The sequence below is a fragment of the Pseudomonas donghuensis genome (genome assembly GCF_000696345.2).
Classification (GTDB): domain Bacteria; phylum Pseudomonadota; class Gammaproteobacteria; order Pseudomonadales; family Pseudomonadaceae; genus Aquipseudomonas; species Aquipseudomonas donghuensis.
Map to the genome: position 1 here is coordinate 1,192,053 of NZ_CP071706.1, position 21,507 is coordinate 1,213,559.

Annotated in this window: 22 protein-coding genes; 13 read left to right on the top strand and 9 right to left on the bottom strand. The window is 62.7% G+C overall.

The window, feature by feature from the left end; genetic code table 11:
• Positions 1-63 precede the first annotated feature (63 nt).
• The 7 genes from mreC to tldD all read left to right on the top strand — a co-directional run bounded on the left by mreC (position 64) and on the right by tldD (position 9,977).
• Positions 64-1,107 carry a rod shape-determining protein MreC gene (mreC, locus tag BV82_RS05450; RefSeq protein ID WP_010223403.1) on the top strand — a complete coding sequence of 348 codons (1,044 nt, stop codon included), beginning with the start codon at positions 64-66 and terminating at the stop codon, positions 1,105-1,107.
• The gene (gene mreD, locus BV82_RS05455; RefSeq protein ID WP_010223402.1) at positions 1,107-1,595 is read left to right on the top strand and encodes a rod shape-determining protein MreD; all 489 of its coding nucleotides are present in this window, start codon (positions 1,107-1,109) and stop codon (positions 1,593-1,595) included. The genes mreC and mreD overlap by 1 nt, the downstream gene beginning before the upstream one ends.
• Before the next feature lie 35 nt (positions 1,596-1,630).
• On the top strand, positions 1,631-2,233 hold the full coding sequence (locus tag BV82_RS05460; protein ID WP_010223401.1) for a Maf family protein: 603 nt from the start codon (positions 1,631-1,633) through the stop codon (positions 2,231-2,233).
• An 80-nt stretch (positions 2,234-2,313) separates the two neighbouring features.
• Positions 2,314-3,771 carry a ribonuclease G gene (rng, locus tag BV82_RS05465; RefSeq protein ID WP_010223400.1) on the top strand — a complete coding sequence of 486 codons (1,458 nt, stop codon included), beginning with the start codon at positions 2,314-2,316 and terminating at the stop codon, positions 3,769-3,771.
• Between the two features lie 88 nt (positions 3,772-3,859).
• On the top strand, positions 3,860-7,675 hold the full coding sequence (locus BV82_RS05470) for a YhdP family protein (protein WP_036993952.1): 3,816 nt from the start codon (positions 3,860-3,862) through the stop codon (positions 7,673-7,675).
• Between the two features lie 8 nt (positions 7,676-7,683).
• Positions 7,684-8,535 carry a carbon-nitrogen hydrolase family protein gene (locus BV82_RS05475; protein ID WP_010223398.1) on the top strand — a complete coding sequence of 284 codons (852 nt, stop codon included), beginning with the start codon at positions 7,684-7,686 and terminating at the stop codon, positions 8,533-8,535.
• A gap of 2 nt (positions 8,536-8,537) precedes the next feature.
• A complete protein-coding gene (gene tldD, locus BV82_RS05480; protein ID WP_010223397.1) occupies positions 8,538-9,977 on the top strand; it encodes a metalloprotease TldD in 1,440 nt (479 codons plus the stop codon).
• A 42-nt stretch (positions 9,978-10,019) separates the two neighbouring features.
• Here tldD and yjgA read toward each other — a convergent pair whose 3' ends face one another.
• Positions 10,020-10,541, bottom strand: coding sequence for a ribosome biogenesis factor YjgA (yjgA, locus tag BV82_RS05485; protein ID WP_010223396.1), 522 nt, complete (start codon positions 10,539-10,541; stop codon positions 10,020-10,022).
• A 108-nt stretch (positions 10,542-10,649) separates the two neighbouring features.
• Here yjgA and pmbA point away from each other — a divergent pair, with 108 nt between their 5' ends.
• The 6 genes from pmbA to BV82_RS05515 all read left to right on the top strand — a co-directional run bounded on the left by pmbA (position 10,650) and on the right by BV82_RS05515 (position 15,989).
• Positions 10,650-11,996, top strand: a complete 1,347-nt coding sequence (gene pmbA / locus BV82_RS05490) for a metalloprotease PmbA (protein WP_010223395.1) — start codon at positions 10,650-10,652, stop codon at positions 11,994-11,996.
• A gap of 215 nt (positions 11,997-12,211) precedes the next feature.
• Positions 12,212-12,613 carry a FagA protein gene (locus tag BV82_RS05495; protein ID WP_081492803.1) on the top strand — a complete coding sequence of 134 codons (402 nt, stop codon included), beginning with the start codon at positions 12,212-12,214 and terminating at the stop codon, positions 12,611-12,613.
• Entirely contained in the window at positions 12,606-13,982 is a 1,377-nt protein-coding gene (locus BV82_RS05500) for a class II fumarate hydratase (protein WP_036993954.1), read from the top strand. The genes BV82_RS05495 and BV82_RS05500 overlap by 8 nt, the downstream gene beginning before the upstream one ends.
• Before the next feature lie 27 nt (positions 13,983-14,009).
• Entirely contained in the window at positions 14,010-14,471 is a 462-nt protein-coding gene (locus BV82_RS05505) for a hypothetical protein (RefSeq protein WP_010223392.1), read from the top strand.
• A gap of 1 nt (position 14,472) precedes the next feature.
• A complete protein-coding gene (locus BV82_RS05510; RefSeq protein WP_010223391.1) occupies positions 14,473-15,084 on the top strand; it encodes a superoxide dismutase in 612 nt (203 codons plus the stop codon).
• An 11-nt stretch (positions 15,085-15,095) separates the two neighbouring features.
• Positions 15,096-15,989 (top strand): ZIP family metal transporter, encoded by an 894-nt coding sequence (locus BV82_RS05515; protein WP_036993956.1) that lies wholly within the window; start codon positions 15,096-15,098, stop codon positions 15,987-15,989.
• 15 nt (positions 15,990-16,004) lie between these two features.
• On the opposite strand, the gene BV82_RS05520 is transcribed toward BV82_RS05515, so the two are convergent.
• The 8 genes from BV82_RS05520 to lptC form a co-directional block, all read right to left on the bottom strand.
• Positions 16,005-16,277, bottom strand: a complete 273-nt coding sequence (locus BV82_RS05520; RefSeq protein WP_010223388.1) for an HPr family phosphocarrier protein — start codon at positions 16,275-16,277, stop codon at positions 16,005-16,007.
• A 20-nt stretch (positions 16,278-16,297) separates the two neighbouring features.
• On the bottom strand, positions 16,298-17,152 hold the full coding sequence (gene rapZ, locus BV82_RS05525; RefSeq protein WP_010223387.1) for an RNase adapter RapZ: 855 nt from the start codon (positions 17,150-17,152) through the stop codon (positions 16,298-16,300).
• Positions 17,153-17,154: 2 nt separating this feature from the next.
• Positions 17,155-17,619, bottom strand: a complete 465-nt coding sequence (gene ptsN, locus BV82_RS05530) for a PTS IIA-like nitrogen regulatory protein PtsN (RefSeq protein WP_010223386.1) — start codon at positions 17,617-17,619, stop codon at positions 17,155-17,157.
• A gap of 12 nt (positions 17,620-17,631) precedes the next feature.
• Positions 17,632-17,940, bottom strand: coding sequence for a ribosome hibernation-promoting factor, HPF/YfiA family (hpf, locus tag BV82_RS05535; RefSeq protein ID WP_010223385.1), 309 nt, complete (start codon positions 17,938-17,940; stop codon positions 17,632-17,634).
• An 81-nt stretch (positions 17,941-18,021) separates the two neighbouring features.
• Positions 18,022-19,515 (bottom strand): RNA polymerase factor sigma-54, encoded by a 1,494-nt coding sequence (locus tag BV82_RS05540; RefSeq protein WP_010223384.1) that lies wholly within the window; start codon positions 19,513-19,515, stop codon positions 18,022-18,024.
• A gap of 179 nt (positions 19,516-19,694) precedes the next feature.
• Positions 19,695-20,420, bottom strand: a complete 726-nt coding sequence (gene lptB / locus BV82_RS05545) for an LPS export ABC transporter ATP-binding protein (RefSeq protein ID WP_010223383.1) — start codon at positions 20,418-20,420, stop codon at positions 19,695-19,697.
• A complete protein-coding gene (lptA, locus tag BV82_RS05550; RefSeq protein ID WP_010223382.1) occupies positions 20,421-20,945 on the bottom strand; it encodes a lipopolysaccharide transport periplasmic protein LptA in 525 nt (174 codons plus the stop codon). It lies immediately after the preceding gene.
• The gene (gene lptC, locus BV82_RS05555) at positions 20,932-21,507 is read right to left on the bottom strand and encodes an LPS export ABC transporter periplasmic protein LptC (protein ID WP_010223381.1); all 576 of its coding nucleotides are present in this window, start codon (positions 21,505-21,507) and stop codon (positions 20,932-20,934) included. Before lptC ends, lptA begins: the two co-directional genes overlap by 14 nt.

The window sequence follows — 21,507 nt, forward strand, 5'->3', positions numbered from 1 at the left end:
CACGAGGAGCGGCCCATTAAACCGCTTTTCGCCAAGGGCCCTTCGCTGGGCGTACACCTGCTCGTGCTGGTTGTGCTGTCGATCACCCTGATGGTGGTCGATGCACGCTTCACCCTGCTCAAGCCTCTGCGCAGCCAGATGGGCCTGGTGCTGATGCCGTCCTACCTGGTTACCGATCTGCCCCAGCGCTTGTGGCAGGGGGTTGCCAGCCAGTTTGGCAGCCGTACCGAACTCGCTGCCGAAAACGAGAAACTCAAGACCGAAGCCTTGCTGCTGCAAGGTCGCCTGCAGAAGCTGGCGGCCCTGACCGAGCAGAACGTGCGCCTGCGCGAGTTGCTCAACTCGTCGGCGCTGGTCAACGAGAAGGTCGAAGTCGCCGAATTGATCGGCGTCGATCCCAATCCCTTCACCCACCGGATCCTGATCAACAAAGGCGAGCGCGATGGCGTGGTCCTCGGTCAGCCGGTGCTCGACGCGCGTGGCCTGATGGGCCAGGTGGTCGAACTGATGCCCTACACCTCGCGGGTGCTGCTGCTGACCGACACCACCCACAGCATTCCGGTGCAGGTCAACCGCAACGGCTTGCGGGCGATTGCCAGCGGTACCGGCAACCCGGAGCGCCTTGAGCTGCGCCACGTTGCCGACACCGCCGACATCAAGGAAGGCGACCTGCTGGTGAGCTCGGGCCTCGGCCAGCGCTTCCCGGCCGGTTACCCGGTGGCCACGGTCAAGGAAGTGATCCACGACTCCGGCCAGCCGTTTGCCATCGTCCGGGCGATCCCGACTGCTGCGCTTAACCGCAGCCGCTACCTGCTGTTGGTGTTCACCGACAGTCGTTCGCCCGAGCAACGTGCCAGTGATGCGGCGATTGCCCAGGAACAGGCGGATCGCCAGGGCCTGCCTGCTTCGGCGGTGGGTGCTGCGCCTGCCGCGTCCCCGGCTGCGCCTGCTGCGGTCACACCGGCAGCGGCCGCTTCGACGCCGGCAGCACCAGCGCCTGCCGCACCCGCCACACCGGCAACCAGTGCCCATCCGCCCGCCACGGCAGCCCCCGCAGCCCCTGCTGCAACGCCGGGCGCGCCAGTCATTTCCCGGGAGAGACACTGATGGTAAGCACCCGCAGTCGTAATGGCTGGGTCGTCTGGCTGACTTTTCTGATCGGTATGCTGCTCAGCGTATCGCCGATGCTGCCCTTCGCCGAAGTGTTCCGGCCGATGTGGCTGGCACTGCTGCTGGCCTTCTGGACCCTGGCCCTGCCGCACCGGGTCGGCATGACCACCGCGTTCGTCCTGGGCCTGGCCGAAGACGTACTGTACGGCACGCTATTGGGCCAAAATGCTCTGGTGCTGACCCTGATCACCTTCCTGGTGCTGTCGTTGCAACAGCGCCTGAGGATGTTCCCGATGTGGCAGCAGAGCCTGGTGATCCTGGTGATCTTCGGCCTGGCCCAGTTGATCCAGCTGTGGCTCAGCGCCCTGACCGGCAACCGCCTGCCGACCCTGGCGCTGATCTGGTCGGCGGTCATCAGCGCCTTGCTCTGGCCGTGGATCAGCTATGGCCTGCGTGGTCTGCGCCGCCGCCTGAGCATCAACTGAGCACTCACATTCGACGCTGACAGGGAGACGTCAAGATGACCCTGCTGTACCTGGCCTCTGGCTCGCCACGCCGCCGTGAGTTGCTGACCCAGATCGGCATTCCCTTTTCTTCGCTGAGTGCCGCGATCGACGAGACGCCGCTGCCCGCCGAGTTGGCCGAGGCTTATGTCGAGCGTCTGGCGCGGGAAAAAGCCTGCGCCGGCCTGGCGTCGTTGCCCCAGGGCAACAACAGCCCGGTAGCGGTGTTGGGGGCCGATACCGCCGTGGTGCTCGAAGGTCGAATTCTCGGCAAGCCACAACACCGCGAAGACGCCCTGGCGATGCTGGCAGCCCTTTCCGGGCGCCAGCATCAGGTGCTGACCGCAGTCGCCGTGGCCGATCATGAGCGTTGCCTGAGCGTCAGTGTCAGCAGCCATGTGCTGTTTCGCCCCATCAGCGCCGAGGAAGCCGAGGCCTACTGGGCCAGCGGCGAGCCGGCCGACAAGGCGGGCGGCTATGCCATACAGGGCCTGGGTGCCGTTTTCGTACAGCGCCTTGAAGGCAGCTATTCGGCGGTGGTCGGCCTGCCTCTAAGTGAAACCGCTGGACTGCTTGGCCAATTCGGCATCCCCTGCTGGCAGCGCCTGTCGGCCCGTTGAGCGAGGATAAGCCAGAACTGCCCTAGCCAGTCGCCAACGCGCGATCCATCATTACTGAAGTCATTTGACGAGAGCCTGCCATGAGTGAAGAGATTCTGATCAACATCACACCGATGGAATCACGCGTGGCGGTGGTGGAAAACGGTGTACTGCAGGAGGTGCATGTCGAGCGCACCCAGCGCCGCGGCATCGTCGGCAACATCTACAAAGGCAAGGTGGTGCGGGTGCTGCCGGGCATGCAGGCGGCGTTCGTCGACATCGGCCTGGACCGCGCAGCGTTCATCCACGCGTCGGAAATCTCCCTGCGCGAAGGTTCGTCGGTCGAGAGCATCAGCGCCCTGGTGCATGAGGGCCAGAGCCTGGTGGTGCAGGTGACCAAGGACCCGATTGGCTCCAAAGGCGCGCGCCTGACGACCCAGCTGTCGATCCCGTCCCGTTACCTGGTGTACATGCCGCGCACCAGCCATGTCGGCATTTCCCTGAAGATCGAAGACGAAGCCGAGCGTGAGCGCCTCAAGCAGGTGGTTACCGACTGTATCGCCCAGGAGAACATCCAGGACGCCGGCGGTTTCATCCTGCGTACCGCCGCCGAAGGTGCCGGCGCCGATGAGATCCTCATGGACATCCGCTACCTGCGCAGGCTTTGGGAGCAGATCGGCACTCAGATCAAGACCGTCGGCGCGCCGACCGAAATCTATGAAGACCTGGGCTTGGCCTTGCGCACCTTGCGCGACCTGGTCAACCCGAAGATCGAGAAGATTCGCATCGACTCGCGGGAAACCTTCCAGAAAACCACGCAGTTCGTCGCCGAACTGATGCCGGAGATCGCCGATCGCCTGGAGCATTACCCGGGCGAGCGACCGATCTTCGACCTCTACGGCGTCGAAGACGAAATCCAGCGTGCCCTGGACCGCAAGGTGCCGCTCAAGTCCGGCGGCTACCTGGTGGTCGACCCGGCCGAGGCGATGACCACTATCGATGTCAATACCGGGGCCTTCGTCGGCCACCGCAACCTCGAAGAAACCATCTTCAAGACCAACCTTGAGGCGGCCACCGCCATTGCCCGGCAACTGCGCCTGCGCAACATCGGCGGGATCATCATCATCGACTTCATCGACATGGAAGATGAAGAACACCAGCGCCAGGTGCTACGCACCCTGGAAAAACAGCTGGAGCGCGACCACGCCAAGACCAACATCATCGGCATCACCGAACTGGGCCTGGTACAGATGACTCGCAAGCGCACCCGCGAAAGCCTCGAGCAGGTGCTGTGCGAGCCCTGCTACTGCTGCCAGGGGCGCGGCAAGCTGAAAACCCCCGAGACAGTCTGTTACGAGATTTTCCGCGAGATCCTTCGTGAAGCCCGTGCGTATCAGGCCGAAGGCTATAGAGTACTGGCCAACCAGAAGGTGGTAGACCGCTTGCTGGACGAGGAGTCGGGCAATGTTGCCGAGCTTGAAGCCTTCATCGGTCGAACCATTCGCTTCCAGGTCGAGTCCATGTATTCCCAGGAACAATACGATGTGGTGCTCCTCTGACTCGTTCTGAACAACATTGCGCCGTGCGTCGGCTGGCAAAGCGCCGGGTTGCGGCCATAGTTAAGCCACGATCTGGAGGGCCACTGGCATGGAACGACTAATACGCGTTCTTGGCGCCTTGACCCGCTGGGGGCTCGGCTTCAGCGCCTTGCTGGCGGTGCTGGTGGCGCTGTATGTCAGCCTCGGTCGGCAGTTCATTCCGCTGGTGGCCGAGTACCGCGCCGAAGTCGAGACCAAGGCCGAGCAGGCCCTGGGCATGCCGGTGCATATTGGTGCCCTGGAAGGGCACTGGAGCGGCCTGGCGCCGATTGTACGGGTGCGTGATATCCAGGTCGGCGAAGGGGCAACGGCCCTGCGTCTGGACGGCGTCAAGCTGGTGCCCGACCTCTGGGCCAGCCTGGTCGAGCGTCAAGTGCGCCTGGCCAACCTCGAGGTCGGTGGCCTGCAGCTCAGTCTGCGCGAAGATGAAAATGGCGCCTGGGCTCTGGAAGGGCTGCCGAAAAAAGACGACAAGCCGCTGGACCCCGAGCAACTGCTCAAGCAAATCCAGGTGGTGTCCAAGGTCACGGTGGTCGACAGCCAGGTGACGCTGCAGGCGTTCCAGCGCGAGCCGATGACCCTCACCTACGTCAGCCTTGGCCTGCAGACCGGCAGCGTGCGTCAGCGCCTGGATGCGCGGGTGACCCTGCCCGATGGCCAGCCGCTGGCGTTGAGCCTGCGCAGCCGCATCCGCCCAAGCCAGTGGCGCGACGGTGAAGTCGATGCCTACCTGAGCTTGCCGCAAAGCGACTGGGCGCGCTGGCTGCCACCTCGCCTGCTGGGCCGGTGGCAGGCCACCGAGCTGCGCGCGGGTGGCGAGCTGTGGGCGAACTGGGGCAAGGGCCAGTTGCAAAGCGCCATGGTGCGCCTCAATGCGCCGCAGCTGCGCGGCAACTATGCCGAACGCAAGCCGGTGCAGGTCGATAACCTGGCCCTCAATGCCTGGTTCCAGCGAAGCGAGAAGGGGCTTGATGTGCTGGTCGACTCCCTGGCCATGAGCCTGGGCAAGACCCGTTGGGAATCCCACGTGCAGCTCAAGCAGACGGCAGCGACCGAGTCGAGCGATGAAACCTGGGCGATCCAGGCCGACCGCCTCGACCTGACGCCCGTCACGCCGCTGCTCGATGCCTTGGCACCGCTTCCGGAAAAACTCATGGCGGTAGTCGATGGCCTCAAGGTCACGGGGGCCTTGCGCAATGTGCGTCTGGATATCCGGCCTAAAGCCCAGGGTGACCAGCGCCTGAGCTTCGCTGCCAACCTGGAGCGGGTAGGTTTTGATGCCTATCACGGCGCCCCGGCGGCGGGGAATGTCAGCGGCAGCATCAGCGGCGACCTCGGCCAGGGCGAGCTGCGCCTGGATACCGATGCCTTCATGCTGCACCTGTACCCGATCTTCGAGAAACCCTGGCACTACCAGAAGGCCAATGCACGGCTGACCTGGCGCCTGGACCAGGAAGGCTTCACCTTGATCGCGCCGTACCTCAAGGTGCTGGGCGATGAGGGCAAGATCGCCGGCGACTTCCTGATTCGCCTGCTGTTCGATGAAACCCGCGAAGACTACATGGACCTGCGTGTCGGCCTGGTCGACGGCGATGGTCGCTACACTGCCAAGTACCTGCCCGAGGTGCTCAGCCCGGGGCTGGATGAATGGCTGCGCACGGCAATCCTCAAGGGCGCGGTTGATGAAGGGTATTTCCAGTATCAGGGCTCGATCAATCACGGTGCCCCGGCGCAGGCCCGGAGCATCAGCCTGTTCTTCAAGGTGCACGATGCCGCCCTGGACTTTCAGCCGGGCTGGCCGCAGGTGCAGAAAGTTGCCGGTGATGTGTTCATCGACGACGCTGGCGTGCGCATCAAGGCGCAAAGCGGGCAGTTGCTCAATACCCAGGTGCGTGACGTTGAGGTCAACATTCCCCATGTCGTGGCCGGTGAACACAATCACCTTTATCTGGACGGTGAGTTCGACGGCGGGCTCGGCGATGGCCTGAAGATTCTCCAGGACGCCCCGATCGGCACCGGGCCGATCTTCGCCGGCTGGGAAGGCGAGGGCAGCCTCAAGGGCAAGCTGAAGCTGGATATCCCCTTGGCCAAGGGGCAGAAGCCCAAGATCGTGGTCGATTTCGCTACCGGCGATGCACGGTTGAAGATCGCCGCGCCAGCCTTGGAGCTGAACCAGCTCAAGGGCGATTTCCGCTTTGACTTCGACAAGGGCCTGAGCGGCGAGAACATCAGCGCACGGTCCTTCGACAAGCCGATCACCGCGCAGATCTTTGCCGAAGGCAAGTCCGGCCAGTTGCAAACTCGCGTCAACGCCAAGGGCCAGATGCCTGTCAAGGCGCTGACCGACTGGCTGCAGGTCAAGCAGGCCCTGCCGCTGTCCGGCGAATTGCCTTATCAGTTGCAGGTGAGCCTGGGCAGTCGCGAAAACCTGCTGACGGTCGATTCCAGCCTCAAGGGCTTGACGGTGGACTTGCCAGCACCCTTTGGCAAGGCTTCCAGTGAAACCCGCAACAGCCAGTTCAGCATGACCTTGCAGGGGCCGGAGCGGCGTTTCAATGTCACTTACGCCGATGTCGCCAAGGCGTTCTATGCCGCGCCCATGGACAAGCTCGACCAGGGGCGTGGCGAATTGCTGTTCGGCGCCGGGACCGCCCAGTTGCCACCGGGCCAGGGCCTGCGGGTGCGTGGCCGCCTGGCAGAGCTGGACCTGGAGCCCTGGCAGAAGCAGCTTGATCGCTTTGCCGGCAATGACCCGAGCGGCAGTGCCAAGCAGATGCTGCGCGGCGTCGACCTGAGTATTGGCCAGCTCAAGGGCTTTGGCCTGAACCTGGCCCAGGCGGTGGTACGTGTGGACCGCAGCGGCAACCTGTGGGCCTTGCGCCTGGACAGCAAGGAACTCATCGGCAACGCCCGCATCCCTGATGCCAAGGGGGCGCCGATGGTGATCAACCTGCAGACCATTCACCTGCCGCCCGCCGACCCCGCTGAAGTCTCTTCCGATGACGGTCCGGATCCGATGGCCAACATCGATCCGCGCAAGATTCCAGCCGTCGACCTGACCATCGACAAGCTGTTCCGCGGTGACGACCTGCTCGGCAGCTGGGCGGTAAAAGTTCGCCCGACCGCCAAAGGTATCGCTCTCAACGACCTCGACGTCAGCGTCAAAGGCCTGCAGATCGACGGCAACGGTGGCTGGGAAGGCGCGCCGGGGGCCAGCGCCAGTTGGTACAAGGGCCGCCTGGAAGGCAAGAACCTGGCTGACATCCTCAAGGCCTGGAACTTTGCCCCGACGGTCACCAGCCGTGATTTCCGCCTCGATGTCGATGGTCGCTGGCCCGGCTCGCCTGCCTGGGTCGGGCTCAAGCGTTTCTCCGGCAGCCTCGATGCTGCCTTGCGCAAAGGTCAGTTCGTTGAAGTGGAAGGCGGCGCCCAGGCGCTGCGGGTGTTCGGCCTGCTCAACTTCAACTCGATTGGTCGGCGCTTGCGCCTGGACTTCTCCGACCTGCTCGACAAGGGTCTGAGCTACGACCGGGTCAAGGGCCTGCTGGTGGCCAGTGAAGGGGTCTACGTGACCCGCGAGCCGATTACCCTGACGGGCCCGTCCAGCAACCTGGAACTGGATGGCACCCTGGACATGGTCCGTGACCGGGTCGACGCCAACCTGTTGGTGACCTTGCCGGTGACCAACAACCTGCCGATTGCCGCCCTGATTGTCGGGGCGCCGGCCATCGGCGGGGCATTGTTCCTGGTTGACCGGCTGCTCGGTGATCGGGTGGCGCGATACGCCAGCGTGCATTATCGCGTCGAGGGTCCGTGGAAAGAGCCTAAGATAAGCTTTATCAAACCTTTCGAAAAAACACGCTAGGAGCCGGCATGAAGTCAGCGGTTATCCAGATGGTCAGCCAGAGCGACGTTCTGGCCAACCTGGAGCGAGCCCGGCACCTGCTTGAGCAGGCGGCCGCAGGTGGCGCGCGGCTCGCCGTGCTACCGGAAAACTTCGCCGCCATGGGCCGGCGCGACAGCGCTGCAATCGGTCGCGCCGAAGCCCTGGGCGAAGGCCCGATCCTGCCCTGGTTGAAACAGACTGCCCGCGACCTCAAGTTATGGATAGTGGCCGGGACCTTGCCGCTGCCGCCGGTCGGCCAGGCCGAGGCCAAGTCCCACGCCTGTTCCTTGCTGATCGATGAACATGGCGAGCAGGTGGCGCGCTACGACAAGCTGCACTTGTTCGATGTCGATGTGGCGGATAACCGCGGCCGCTATCGCGAATCCGATGACTATGCCCACGGCGGGCAGGTGGTGGTTGCCGATACCCCGGTGGGTCGTCTGGGCCTGAGCGTCTGCTATGACCTGCGCTTCCCTGAGCTGTACAGTGCGCTGCGCGAGGCCGGGGCCGAATTGATCAGCGCCCCGTCGGCCTTCACTGCGGTGACCGGTGCAGCGCACTGGGAAGTGCTGATACGCGCACGGGCCATTGAAACCCAATGCTATGTCCTGGCCGCAGCCCAGGGCGGCACCCACCCGGGGCCACGGGAAACCTATGGCCATGCGGCGATCGTCGACCCCTGGGGGCGCATCGTCGCCGAACAGGCCAGTGGCGAGGCCGTGCTGCTCGGCGAGCGCGACAGCAGCGAACAAGCGTCCATCCGGGCGCGGATGCCGGTGACCTTGCACCGGCGCTTTTTCTCGCAGGACGCCTTGCGGCCTGCGCACACCTCGGAGTGACTATGAGCCAGATGTTATCCACTGTCAGCGAACACCTGCTGGCGCCGGGCGGCCTGACCCTCGACAGCCTGCAGTCAGTGCTGGGCGAGCTGGCAGGGCCAGGCATCGATGCCGCCGACCTGTACTTCCAGGGGCAGATTTCCGAATCCTGGGCACTGGAAGACGGCATCGTCAAAGAAGGCAGCTTCAACCTCGATCAGGGCGTGGGCGTGCGTGCCCAGTCCGGCGAGAAGACCGGGTTTGCCTACAGCAATGCAATCAATCTCGAAGCCCTGACGTCGGCGGCCCGCGCGGCCCGGTCGATCTCCCGTGCCGGGCAGAATGGCAGTGTGCAAGCGTTCAACAGCCAGGACGTCGTCCAGTTGTATGGCACCGACAACCCGCTGGAAGTCATCAGCCGCGCCGAAAAGGTCGACCTGCTCAAGCGGGTAGACGCCGCCACGCGCAAGCTTGATCCACGCATCCAGCAAGTCACCGTCAGCATGGCCGGGGTCTGGGAGCGCATCCTGGTGGCCGCTGCCGACGGCAGCCTGGCGGCCGACATTCGCCCGCTGGTGCGTTTCAACGTCAGCGTGATTGTCGAGCAGAACGGTCGCCGCGAGCGTGGCGGCCATGGCGGTGGCGGGCGTACCGATTACCGCTACTTCACTGACGAGCGGGTCATGGGCTTTGCCCGCGAGGCCCTGCGCCAGGCGCTGGTCAACCTTGAAGCGATCCCGGCGCCGGCCGGTACCTTGCCGGTGGTGCTCGGTTCGGGCTGGTCCGGCGTGTTGCTGCACGAGGCGGTGGGCCATGGCCTGGAAGGTGACTTCAACCGCAAGGGCAGCTCGGCCTATAGCGGCCACATGGGCGAAAAGGTCGCTTCAAGCCTGTGCACCATCGTCGATGATGGCACCCTGGAAGGGCGTCGCGGCTCGCTGAGCGTCGATGACGAAGGCACTCCGACCGAGTGCACCACCCTGATCGAGAACGGCATCCTCAAGGGCTACATGCAGGACAAGCTCAACGCCCGTCTGATGGGCATGGCGCGCACCGGTAATGGCCGCCGCGAGTCCTATGCGCATCTGCCGATGCCGCGCATGACCAACACCTACATGCGTGCTGGCGAGAGCGACCCGGCAGAGATCATCGCCTCGGTGAAAAAGGGCATCTACTGCGCCAACCTCGGCGGCGGACAGGTGGACATCACCAGCGGCAAGTTCGTGTTCTCTACCAGCGAGGCGTACCTGATCGAAGACGGCAAGATCACCGCTCCGGTCAAAGGCGCAACCCTGATCGGTAACGGTCCGGAAGCCATGAGCCGGGTATCGATGGTCGGCAACGACCTGGCGCTGGACAGCGGTGTCGGTACCTGTGGCAAGGATGGTCAGTCGGTGCCGGTGGGCGTCGGCCAGCCAACCCTGAAGATCGATGCGATCACCGTCGGTGGCACGGGCGCATGAAGGTGAAACCGGGCAGGCAGGGCGCCTGCCCGTGTGCGGGGCTCAACGCAGGCCGCGTTGGATCTCGTCGAGCTCGCGGATGTATTTGAAGATCTTGCGGCTCGCGGTTGGCGCTTTGTTGCGCGCCAGCTCGTGCTGGGCCTGGCGGATCAGCGAGCGCAGCTGCTGGCGATCGGCATCCGGATACTCCTGGACAAATTTCTCCAGGACTTCGTCGGTGCCGTCGATCAGCCGGTCGCGCCAGCGTTCGAGATTGTGGAAGCGCTCGTTGTATTGGCGCGAGGAGGCGTCGAGCTGGTCAAGAAGCGCATTGATCGCGTCGATGTCCTGGTCACGCATCAGCTTGCCGATGAACGATTTATGACGTCTTTTCGCCTCGTTCGCGGTATGCCGCTTGTGTTCTTCCAGGGCCATGCGCAGTTCGTCGGTCAACGGCAGTTTGGCCAGGGTATCGGGCTTGAGCGTAGTGAGGCGCTCGCCCATATCAACCAGCGCCTGCATCTCGCGCTTGATCTGGGTTTTGCTTTTTTCGCCGTCAAAGGCGGTGTCGTAAGAATCAACCATGGGGGCAGTCCGCTGAGAATCGCCGCCATGATAACCAGTCGGGGGCCGCTTGTCCGGTCCGGTCGTAGATTGACCCGCGCCGAACGCAGAATTTGAGTGGAGAAAACCATGAGTGCAGTCCAGAGCGTAGGTCCACAGGCCCTGCCGGCGTTGCAGGAGCAGGTCGAGCAGATCATCGCCGAAGCCCGGCGCCAGGGCGCCAGCGCCTGTGAAGTGGCGGTATCGCTGGAGCAGGGGTTGTCGACCTCGGTGCGCCAGCGCGAAGTCGAAACCGTGGAGTTCAACCGCGACCAGGGCTTCGGCATTACCCTGTACGTGGGGCAGCGCAAGGGCTCGGCGAGCACGTCGGCCAGCGGCAGCGAGGCGATCCGGGAAACCGTCGCCGCCGCCTTGGCGATTGCCAAGCACACCTCCGAAGACGAGTGCGCCGGGCTTGCCGATCCGGCACTGATGGCCCGTGAACAGCCGGATTTCGACCTGTACCATGCCTGGGACATCACCCCCGAGCAGGCTATCGAGAAGGCGCTTGAGTGCGAGGCTGCGGCCTTCGACGCCGATGCACGGATCAAGAACGCCGACGGCACCACCCTTAACACCCACCAGGGCTGCCGCGTTTACGGCAACAGCCATGGCTTTATTGGCGGCTACGCTTCGACCCGGCACAGCCTGAGCTGCGTGATGATTGCCGAAGCCGACGGGCAGATGCAGCGCGATTACTGGTATGACGTCAACCGCCAGGGCGAATTGCTGGCCGACCCGCGCAGCATCGGCATTCGCGCCGCGCAACGGGCGGCCAGCCGCCTCGGCGCGCGCCCGGTGCCGACCTGTGAAGTACCGGTGCTGTTCTCCGCCGAGCTTGCTGGCGGTTTGTTCGGCAGCTTCCTCTCGGCGATTTCCGGCGGCAACCTGTATCGCAAGTCATCTTTCCTTGATGGCGCCATGGGCCAGCGCCTGTTCCCGAGCTGGCTGACGCTGGATGAGCGTCCGCACCTGCAAAGGGCGTTGGGCAGTGCGGCCTTCGACGGTGATGGCCTGGCAACCTACGCCAAACCGTTCGTCGAGAATGGCCAGCTTGTGTCTTATGTGCTGGGCACCTATTCCGGACGCAAGCTCGGCTTGCCGAGCACCGCCAACGCCGGTGGCGTGCATAACCTGTTCGTTACCCATGGCGTCGAAGACCAGGCGGCCTTGCTGCGGCGCATGGGCCGCGGGCTGTTGGTCACCGAGCTGATGGGCCATGGCCTGAACATGGTCACCGGTGACTATTCTCGCGGTGCCGCAGGCTTCTGGGTTGAAAACGGCGAGATTCAGTTCGCTGTTCAGGAGGTGACGATCGCCGGCAATATGAAGGACATGTTCCAGCAAATCGTCGCGATCGGTAATGATCTTGAAACCCGCAGCAATATTCACACAGGTTCGGTATTGATTGAGCGGATGACCGTAGCGGGCAGTTAAGCCCCTACCGACCTCATCGCTGGCAAGCCAGCTCCCACAATGGTTCGATGTAAGCTGGACCTGTGGGAGCTGGACTTGCCAGCGATCGAGCGCGCAGAGCCCGTTCCTACACCCCCTGCAAAGCCCGGCCCTGTGTCGGGCTTTTTGTTTTTCTTTTTACTCGTCCTTGAACTGATTCTGATTATCACCTAATAATGAATATCATTATCTCGGCGATGATGTTCATGAAACCAGTCCTCCACGAATTGCCCTACCTGGAAAACTGGCGCTGGCTGAGCCGGCGCATTCGCTGTGCCCTGGACCCGGACGAGCCGCGCCTGATCGAGCACTACCTCACTGAAGGCCGCTACCTGGTGTGCTGCACCGGTACCAGCGCCTGGACCGTCGCCCTGACTTCATTTCGCCTGTTGCTGGATACCGCCTGCGATCGTGCACTGCCCTGGCATTGGCGCTGCCTGTGCCTGGACCAGGCCTGGCGCCCGCTGCTGGAGCTGCGCAACCTAGATCGCCATGAACACAACCAGCGCTGGCAGCCCTTCGCCCTGCAATTGGCGAACTGCGTGCTGCTGCCTTCGATTTCCTACGATGAACTGATGCAAGGACTTGATGATGAGTAATACCCGTATCGAGCGCGACAGCATGGGTGAACTGCTGGTGCCGGCCGAGGCCCTGTATGGCGCCCAGACCCAGCGCGCGGTGAACAACTTTCCGATCAGCCAGCAACGCATGCCGACCCAGTTCATTCGCGCGCTGCTGCTGGCCAAGGCTGCCGCGGCCAAGGCCAATATCGAGCTCAAACAGCTGGACCCGGCCCGGGGCGAGGCGATCGTCAACGCCGTGGAGCAACTGCTGGCGGGCGATTTCATGCAGCACTTCCCGGTGGATATCTTCCAGACCGGTTCCGGGACCAGCTCGAACATGAACGCCAACGAGGTGATCGCCACCCTGGCCAGCCGCGTGCTGGGCGACACGGTCAACCCCAACGATCATGTCAACTGTGGGCAAAGCAGCAACGACATCATCCCCACCACCATTCATGTCAGCGCCGCGCTGGCCTTGCATGAGCAGTTGCTGCCGGCACTAAACCATCTGGTCAAGGTCATCGACGCCAAGGCTGAACAGGTGCATCCGTTCATCAAGACCGGCCGCACCCACCTGATGGACGCCATGCCGGTGCGCATGAGCCAGGTGCTGGGTGGCTGGGCGGCGCAGATCAAGGCGGCTATTACTCACCTGCAAGCCACCTTGCCAAGCCTGCAGGCGCTGGCCCAGGGCGGTACCGCGGTGGGCACCGGCATCAATGCCCACCCTGAATTCGCTGCCCGCTTCAGCCGGCAACTGACCGCGCTGACCCGCGTCGAGTTCGTCCCTGGGGATAACCTGTTTGCCCTGATCGGCTCGCAAGACACCGCAGTGGCCGTTTCCGGCCAGCTCAAGACAACGGCGGTGGCGCTGATGAAGATCGCCAACGACTTGCGCTGGATGAACTCCGGGCCACTGGCGGGCCTTGGCGAAATCGAGCTCGAAGGCTTGCAGCCGGGCTCCTCGATCATGCCGGGCAAGGTCAACCCGGTTATTCCGGAGGCTACCGCCATGGTTGCCGCGCAGGTGATCGGCAACGACGCGACCATCGCCGTGGCCGGACAGTCGGGCAACTTCGAGCTCAACGTGATGCTGCCGATCATTGCCCAGAACCTGCTCAGCAGCATCGAGCTGATGGCCAATGCCAGCCGCCTGCTGGCCGACAAGGCGATTGCCAGCTTCAAGGTCAACGAGCCAAAACTCAAGGAAGCGTTGGCACGCAACCCGATCCTGGTGACCGCGCTGAACCCGATCATCGGCTACCAAAAGGCCGCCGAGATCGCCAAGACCGCCTACAAGCAGGGTCGCCCGATTATTGACGTGGCCCTGGAACATACCGACCTGCCGCGCAGCCAGCTTGAAGCGCTGCTCGATCCGGAAAAGCTCACAGCTGGCGGGATCTGAGCCGGTCCACCGCTCTGGAGGTTAGTCATGCAGCACTGGAAACGCACCACCGAAATTGCCAACCGCTTGTTCGAGCAGGGCGAGCTGGTCGATGCCCGCGAGTTGTATCTGCAGGCCCTGGCGCTTGCCCAGGTGTTGTTCGAGCGCTGGCATGACGCCGACGAAGCGGTGGCCGCTTGTGTCATCGCCCACCATAACCTGGCCGACTTGCACCTGCGCCTGAATCAGCCGCAGGAAAGCGCCGAGTACCTCTGCGCCATTCACCAGCGGCTGCTGCAGAGCGCCCAGGACCCACGCCTGGCGCCGAGGTTGCGTGAAGCTGCGCTGCGCCACAGCAGCAAGACCTACACCGAGTTGCTGAGCTTTATCAGCGAGTACGGCCAGTACCCGCGCACCGAACGTCTGCTCTACCGGCACGAGCCGCAGCCGGCCCTGCATGCCGGCCAGGAAAGCACCGCGCCTTCAGCCCTACGATATGGAATCCAGTGATATGCCTTATACCTTGCCTGCATTGCCTTACGCCTACGATGCGCTGGAACCGCACATCGATACCCAGACCATGCAGATTCACCACAGCAAGCACCACCAGACCTACATCAACAACCTCAATGCGGCGGTAGAAGGCAGCGAGTATGCCGAGTGGCCGGTGGAAAAACTGGTCGCCAGCGTTAAACAGCTGCCGGAAAAACTGCAGAACGCCGTGATCAACCAGGGGGGCGGACACGCCAACCACTCGCTGTTCTGGACGGTGATGTCGCCCAAGGGCGGCGGCTTGCCACAAGGCGCCGTGGCCAAGGCCATCGAGGAGCAATTGGGTGGCTTCGACGCCTTCAAGGAGGCCTTTACCAAGGCTGCGCTGACCCGTTTCGGCAGCGGCTGGGCCTGGTTGAGCGTGACCCCGGCCAAGACCCTGGTGGTCGAAAGCAGTGGTAACCAGGACAGCCCGCTGATGAACGGCAATACGCCGATCCTCGGCCTGGACGTCTGGGAGCACGCTTACTACCTGCTGTACCAGAACCGCCGTCCGGAATACATCAACGCGTTCTACAACGTGATCGACTGGTCCGAGGTAGAGCGTCGTTACGCAGCCGCGCTTGTGTGAGTCGCGCTGGTATGCGTTCGGATGTGATGTCCATTGCCGGAGTGCGGCTGTTTCGCCTGGCGCTCGGTACCCTGTTGCTGCTGGTCGGCTTCGCGCTGCTGGTGGCTCAGGGTATCGCCTGGCTTGATCTGGAGCCGCGCATGCTGCGGGCACTTGAAGGCGGTGCGCTGTGCGCCCTGGGCACTGCCCTGGGCGCCGTGCCGGTGCTGGTGATCCGCAACATGCCGGTGGCGCTCGCCGATACCCTGCTGGGCTTCGGTGCCGGGGTGATGCTGGCGGCCACGGCTTTCTCGCTGATCATTCCCGGGCTGGATGCCGCCCAGGCCATTGGCCTGGGTAAATGGGGCGCGGGTGGCTTGATCAGCTTCGGCTTGCTGTTCGGGGCCTTCTGTCTGTACCTGGTGGACCTGAAGGTCTCCGGCGCTTCACCGGAGGCGCTGGTCGGTACTGCCCAGCAGCCGGTGATCGCCGCGCGGATCTGGGTGTTCGTCATCGCCATCATTGCCCATAACATTCCGGAAGGGATGGCCATTGGCGTGTCTGCCGGCGGCGGCATGCCTGATGCCGACAGCCTGGCCATGGGTATCGCCTTGCAGGATGTGCCCGAAGGCCTGGTCATCGCCCTGGTGCTGGCAGGGGCGGGGATGGCCCGTTTCAAGGCGTTTCTGATCGGTGCGGCTTCAGGTCTGGTCGAGCCGCTGGCGGCAGTGGTGTGCGCCTGGCTGGTTAGCGTGGCGGAGTTGTTGCTGCCATTGGGGCTGGCCTGCGCGGCAGGTGCGATGTTGCTGGTGGTGACCCAGGAAATCATTCCGGAATCGCGCAGCAATGGCCATCACCGGCTGGCCAGTCTTGGCCTGTGCATCGGCTTCTGCCTGATGATGGTGATGGACACGGCGCTGTCTTGAGAAAACGGGGGCGGGTTACTCGCCCTCGTCGAAGTAGTTGTTGATCAGCTCGACCAGTGCAGCCAGTGCTGCGTCGTCTTCTTCGCCTTCGGTGTGCAGGTGCACCTGAGTGCCCTTGCCAGCTGCGAGCATCATCACGGCCATGATGCTCTTGCCGTCGACCAGGCTCTGGGGTGTACGGCCCACTCGGACCTGGCAGGGAAAGCGTCCGGCTACACCTACGAATTTCGCCGCCGCCCGGGCGTGCAGCCCCAGCTTGTTGATGATGGTGATTTCACGAGCGGGCATCGAGGCGGGGATCCTGTGGGCTAGAGGTCGCGGTGGCGAACCTGGACGTTCTTCAACGATTGTTGCAGCAGCTGTCCCAGTCGCTCGGTCAGGTACACCGAGCGGTGGTGACCGCCGGTGCAGCCGATGGCAATGGTGACATAGGCGCGGTTGCTGGCGGCAAAGCGTGGCAACCATTTGAGCAGGTAGCTGGAGATGTCCTGGAACATGTCCTCGACATCCGGCTGTGCTGCCAGGTAGTCGATCACCGGTTGCTCCAGCCCTGAATGGTCGCGAAGTTCCGGCTTCCAGTAAGGGTTGGGCAGGCAGCGCACATCGAACACCAGGTCGGCGTCTACCGGCATGCCGCGCTTGAAGCCGAAGGACTCGACCAGGAAGGCCGTGCCTGGCTCCGGCTGGTTCAGCAGGCGCAACTTGATCGAATCACGCAACTGATAGAGGTTCAGGTTGGTGGTGTCGATCTTCAAGTCAGCGAGGTCGGCGATCGGCCCGAGCAAATCGCTCTCGACCTTGATGGCTTCGGCCAACGAGCGTTCGGCATTGGTCAGCGGGTGGCGGCGACGGGTTTCCGAGAAACGCTTGAGCAGGGTTTCTTCGTCGGCGTCCAGGTACAGGACATCGCACTGGATGTGCCGGCTACGGGCTTCCTCAAGCAGTTCGGGGAAGCGCGTGAGGTGGCTTGGCAGGTTGCGCGCGTCGATCGACACCGCCACCTTGGGCTGCATCAGTTCGGTATTGATCAGGGCGTTTTCGGCCAGCTGCGGCAGCAAGCCCGCCGGCAGGTTGTCGATGCAGTAGTAACCGTTGTCCTCAAGTACATCGAGGGCGGTGCTCTTGCCGGAGCCGGACCGGCCGCTAACGATGATCAAGCGCATGTTCAGTGCCCGTTCTGTACGTCCAGTACGACCTGGTACAAGGATTCGTTACTGGTGGCCGCACGCAGTTTGTCGCGTACGTCCTTGCTATCGAGCATGCTGGCGATCTGGCGCAGCAGCTCCAGGTGCGCATCGGTAGCCGCTTCCGGGACCAGCAGTACGAACAGCAGGTCGACCGGGGCGCCATCGATGGCGTCGAAATCGATAGGGGCGTCAAGGTGCAACAGTGCGCTGACCGGCGATTCGCAGCCCTTGAGGCGGCAATGCGGAATGGCAATGCCGTTGCCGAAGCCGGTAGAGCCCAGTTTTTCCCGGGCGATCAGGGCTTCGTACACGTCCTGGGTGTCCAGCTCGGGCACTTGTTTGCCGATCAGATTGGCGATCTGTTCGAGCGCACGCTTTTTACTGCCGCCCGGCACGTTCACAAGGGAACGGCCGGGGGTCAGGATGGTTTCAAGTCGGATCATGGATGAGGGGGATCAGCGGGCCGCTGCACCTTGCAGCAGGCTTTGCTGTTTTTCCTTGTGTTTTTTCAGTTGGCGGTCGAGCTTGTCAGTCAAGGCATCGATCGCTGCATACATGTCTTGGTGTTCGGCATTTGCAACCACTTCGCCGCCGGGAATGAACAGCGTTGCTTCAATCTTCTGCTGCAACTTCTCGACCTTCATGATTACCGTCACATTGGTAATCTTGTCGAAATGCCCCTCCAGCCGTTTCAACTTCTGCTCGACGTACTCACGCAGGGGCTGAGTAACTTCTACATGCTGTCCACTGATATTGACTTGCATACAGCTTCTCCTTTGTTGCCGGTGCATAAGAGGCAGGTGTTGCGCCTGCCACTGAACTGCGGTGGCACACCTCAGGAGCCGTTACATCAATCGCTTGCGCTCGCTCGACGGTGCAATGCCGAGGGACTCGCGGTACTTGGCGACGGTGCGACGTGCTACCTGGATGCCTTGTGCCTCCAGTAAACCAGCGATCTTGCTGTCACTCAATGGCTTTTTCTGATTTTCCGCTGCAACCAGTTTTTTGATGATCGCGCGGATCGCCGTGGACGAGCACTCGCCGCCTTCGGAGGTGCTGACGTGGCTGGAGAAAAAGTACTTCAGCTCGTAAATACCGCGAGGGGTGTGCATGTATTTTTGCGTGGTGACCCGGGAAATGGTCGATTCGTGCATGCCCACCGCTTCAGCGATATCGTGCAGCACCAGCGGCTTCATCGCCTCATCGCCGTGATCGAGGAAGCCACGCTGGTGCTCGACGATCTGGGTGGCGACCTTCATCAGGGTCTCGTTACGGCTTTGCAGGCTCTTGATGAACCAGCGCGCCTCTTGCAACTGGTTGCGCATGAAGGTGTTGTCGGCGCTGGTGTCGGCGCGGCGAACGAAGCCGGCGTACTGCGGGTTGACCCGCAGGCGCGGTACCGCTTCCTGGTTGAGCTCGACCAGCCAGCGCTCGTTGTCCTTGCGCACGATCACGTCCGGCACCACGTATTCGGCTTCGCTGGACTCGATCTGCGAACCTGGGCGCGGGTTGAGGCTCTGCACCAGTTCGATGACCTGGCGCAGTTCATCTTCCTTGAGCTTCATGCGGCGCATCAGCTGGCTGTAGTCGCGGCCACCGAGCAGGTCGATGTAGTCGCTGACCAGGCGCTGGGCCTCGGCCATCCACGGGGTGCCTGGCGGCAGTTGGCGCAATTGCAGCAACAGGCACTCGCTGAGGTTGCGCGCGCCGATGCCGGCCGGTTCGAACTGTTGAATACGGTGCAGCACGGCTTCGACTTCATCCAGCTCGATGTCGAGCTCGGGGTCGAAGGAGTCGCAGATTTCTTCCAGGGTTTCGTCGAGGTAGCCCTGGTTGTTGATGCAGTCGATCAGGGTCACGGCGATCAGCCGGTCGGTGTCGGACATCGGTGCCAGGTTGAGCTGCCAGAGCAGGTGGCTCTGCAGGCTTTCGCCAGCGGAGGTGCGGGTGGTGAAGTCCCACTCGTCATCGTCGTTGCTGGGCAGGCTGCTGGCGCTGGTCTGGTAGATGTCTTCCCAGGCGGTATCGACCGGTAGCTCGTTGGGGATGCGCTCGTTCCATTCGCCTTCTTCGAGGTTGTCCACCGTCGGGGCGGTCTCCTGGAAGCTGGTTTCCTGAACTTCGGCGACGGGTTTGCTCTCGGCGTTGTCGGCCATCGGGTCGCTGTTGTCGAAGTCGTCGCCGTCTTCCTGGCGTTCGAGCATCGGGTTTGATTCCAGCGCTTCCTGGATTTCCTGCTGGAGGTCCAGGGTAGAAAGCTGGAGCAGACGTATGGCCTGTTGCAACTGCGGGGTCATCGTCAGTTGCTGGCCCATTCTTAGGACGAGCGATGGTTTCATGGCAGGGGCTTAACACCTTATTTGCCGGCGCACATGCGCCATCCACTACAAGGGCACCGAAGCGCCAACTTTAAGCAAATTATATGCCTGAAATTGCAGCGTTTGCCTAGAGCGCCGTAACAATTAAGCCATGAACTGGCTTGATCGAGAGCGCTCTGGCAGCGCCTTACACCTTGAGCCTACAGGCGGAACTCATGGCCGAGGTAAACCTCTTTGACCAGATCGTTGGCCAGGATGGTCTCTGCATCGCCTTCGGCGATCAGTTGGCCATCGTTGACGATGTAAGCGGTTTCACAGATATCCAGGGTTTCACGGACGTTGTGGTCGGTGATCAGAACGCCAATGCCCTTGGCTTTCAGGTGGTGGATGATCTGCTTGATGTCGCCGACCGAGATCGGGTCGACACCGGCAAAGGGTTCGTCGAGCAAAATGAACTTCGGCGCAGTGGCCAGGGCGCGGGCGATCTCGACGCGGCGACGCTCGCCACCGGAGAGGCTCATGCCGAGGTTGTCGCGGATGTGGCTGATGTGGAATTCCTGCAGCAGGCTTTCCAGTTCCTTGCGCCGGCCATCGCGGTCGAGGTCCTTGCGGGTTTCAAGGATTGCCATGATGTTGTCGGCCACCGACAGCTTGCGAAAGATCGAGGCTTCCTGCGGCAGGTAGCCGATGCCGGCGCGCGCGCGGCCGTGCATGGGCTGATGGCTGACATCGTGGTCGTCGATCAGGACGCGGCCCTGATCGGCCTGGACCAGGCCGACGATCATGTAGAAGCAGGTGGTCTTGCCGGCGCCGTTGGGGCCGAGCAGGCCGACGATCTGGCCGCTGTCGATCGACAGGCTGACGTCGCGGACCACTTGCCGGCTCTTGTAGCTCTTGGCCAGGTGCTGGGCTTTGAGGGTTGCCATTTACTCGGCCTTCTTCTTCGGCTGGATCACCATGTCGATGCGTGGGCGCGACTCGGTGACTTTGCCACCGCGACCGGCGGTAGCGATCTGTTTCACCGTGTCGTAGACGATCTTCTCGCCTTCGGTGGTGTTGCCTTCGTTGATCACTTTGGCGCGGTCGATCAGGACGATGCGGTTTTGCGGCGCATTGTACTGGATGGTCTTGCCATAGCCTTGCATCTTGTCTGGCTTGGCCGCGCTCTGCTGCTGTTCGAAGTAGGCCAGGTTGCCCACCGAGGTCACCACGTCGATGTCGCCACCGGCAGTGCGGGTGATGGTCACGGTGTTGCCTTTGATCATCATCGAGCCCTGGGTGATGATCACGTCACCGGTGTAGGTGGCGACGCCTTGTTTGTCATCCAGTTGAGCATGGTCAGCCTGGATACGGATCGGCTGGTCACGGTCGGTCGGCAGGGCCCAGGCGCTCGCGCTTCCCAGTGCTGCGCTCAGGCTGAGCAAAAAGGGGAGGGTTTTAACGAGCCTCATACTGTCCTCTTACGTTGGACAGCAGGTCCATCCTGCCGTCTTTCAAATACGCTTTCATTCCATTGCCCGTAGTTACGCCACCGGCGCCGTCGATTCTAACGGCTTGCTCGGTTTGCGCATATTGCTTCTGCGGGAATACCGTCATGCGGCTGGTGGTAATGATCATGGTGCGGTTTTTTTCATCGGTGCGGGCAACCCGTACCGAGTCGATCAGTTCGACTTCGCTGCCATCGGGGTTGACCTCGCCGCGCTCGCTTTGCACGTGCCACGGGTAAGTGGTGCCACGGTACATCTGCAGGTCCGGCGTGGTCAGCAAGGTCACTTCGCTGGCCTTGAGGTGCTCGACCTTGTCGGCAGTCATCTCGTACTGCATCTTGCCGTCGGGCAGGAACTGCACGCTGCGGGCGTTCACGGCGTAATAGTCAATGGCGCTCTGGTCGGGCCCGACAACAGGCTTGTTGTCGAGGAAGCTCTCAGGGCTGATGTTCCAGTAGCCGATCGCCACCAGCAAGGCGGCAATCACACTGAACAGCGCAATATTGCGGATTTTCTTACTGAACAT

Coding starts and splice junctions, on each gene's coding strand:
- mreD (WP_010223402.1), top strand. CDS start 1,107: ATGGTAAGCACCCGCAGTCGTAATGGCTGGGTCGTCTGGCTGACTTTT.
- BV82_RS05460 (WP_010223401.1), top strand. CDS start 1,631: ATGACCCTGCTGTACCTGGCCTCTGGCTCGCCACGCCGCCGTGAGTTG.
- rng (WP_010223400.1), top strand. CDS start 2,314: ATGAGTGAAGAGATTCTGATCAACATCACACCGATGGAATCACGCGTG.
- BV82_RS05470 (WP_036993952.1), top strand. CDS start 3,860: ATGGAACGACTAATACGCGTTCTTGGCGCCTTGACCCGCTGGGGGCTC.
- BV82_RS05475 (WP_010223398.1), top strand. CDS start 7,684: ATGAAGTCAGCGGTTATCCAGATGGTCAGCCAGAGCGACGTTCTGGCC.
- tldD (WP_010223397.1), top strand. CDS start 8,538: ATGAGCCAGATGTTATCCACTGTCAGCGAACACCTGCTGGCGCCGGGC.
- yjgA (WP_010223396.1), bottom strand. CDS start 10,541: ATGGTTGATTCTTACGACACCGCCTTTGACGGCGAAAAAAGCAAAACC.
- pmbA (WP_010223395.1), top strand. CDS start 10,650: ATGAGTGCAGTCCAGAGCGTAGGTCCACAGGCCCTGCCGGCGTTGCAG.
- BV82_RS05495 (WP_081492803.1), top strand. CDS start 12,212: ATGATGTTCATGAAACCAGTCCTCCACGAATTGCCCTACCTGGAAAAC.
- BV82_RS05500 (WP_036993954.1), top strand. CDS start 12,606: ATGAGTAATACCCGTATCGAGCGCGACAGCATGGGTGAACTGCTGGTG.
- BV82_RS05505 (WP_010223392.1), top strand. CDS start 14,010: ATGCAGCACTGGAAACGCACCACCGAAATTGCCAACCGCTTGTTCGAG.
- BV82_RS05510 (WP_010223391.1), top strand. CDS start 14,473: ATGCCTTATACCTTGCCTGCATTGCCTTACGCCTACGATGCGCTGGAA.
- BV82_RS05515 (WP_036993956.1), top strand. CDS start 15,096: ATGCGTTCGGATGTGATGTCCATTGCCGGAGTGCGGCTGTTTCGCCTG.
- BV82_RS05520 (WP_010223388.1), bottom strand. CDS start 16,277: ATGCCCGCTCGTGAAATCACCATCATCAACAAGCTGGGGCTGCACGCC.
- rapZ (WP_010223387.1), bottom strand. CDS start 17,152: ATGCGCTTGATCATCGTTAGCGGCCGGTCCGGCTCCGGCAAGAGCACC.
- ptsN (WP_010223386.1), bottom strand. CDS start 17,619: ATGATCCGACTTGAAACCATCCTGACCCCCGGCCGTTCCCTTGTGAAC.
- hpf (WP_010223385.1), bottom strand. CDS start 17,940: ATGCAAGTCAATATCAGTGGACAGCATGTAGAAGTTACTCAGCCCCTG.
- BV82_RS05540 (WP_010223384.1), bottom strand. CDS start 19,515: ATGAAACCATCGCTCGTCCTAAGAATGGGCCAGCAACTGACGATGACC.
- lptB (WP_010223383.1), bottom strand. CDS start 20,420: ATGGCAACCCTCAAAGCCCAGCACCTGGCCAAGAGCTACAAGAGCCGG.
- lptA (WP_010223382.1), bottom strand. CDS start 20,945: ATGAGGCTCGTTAAAACCCTCCCCTTTTTGCTCAGCCTGAGCGCAGCA.
- lptC (WP_010223381.1), bottom strand. CDS start 21,507: ATGTTCAGTAAGAAAATCCGCAATATTGCGCTGTTCAGTGTGATTGCC.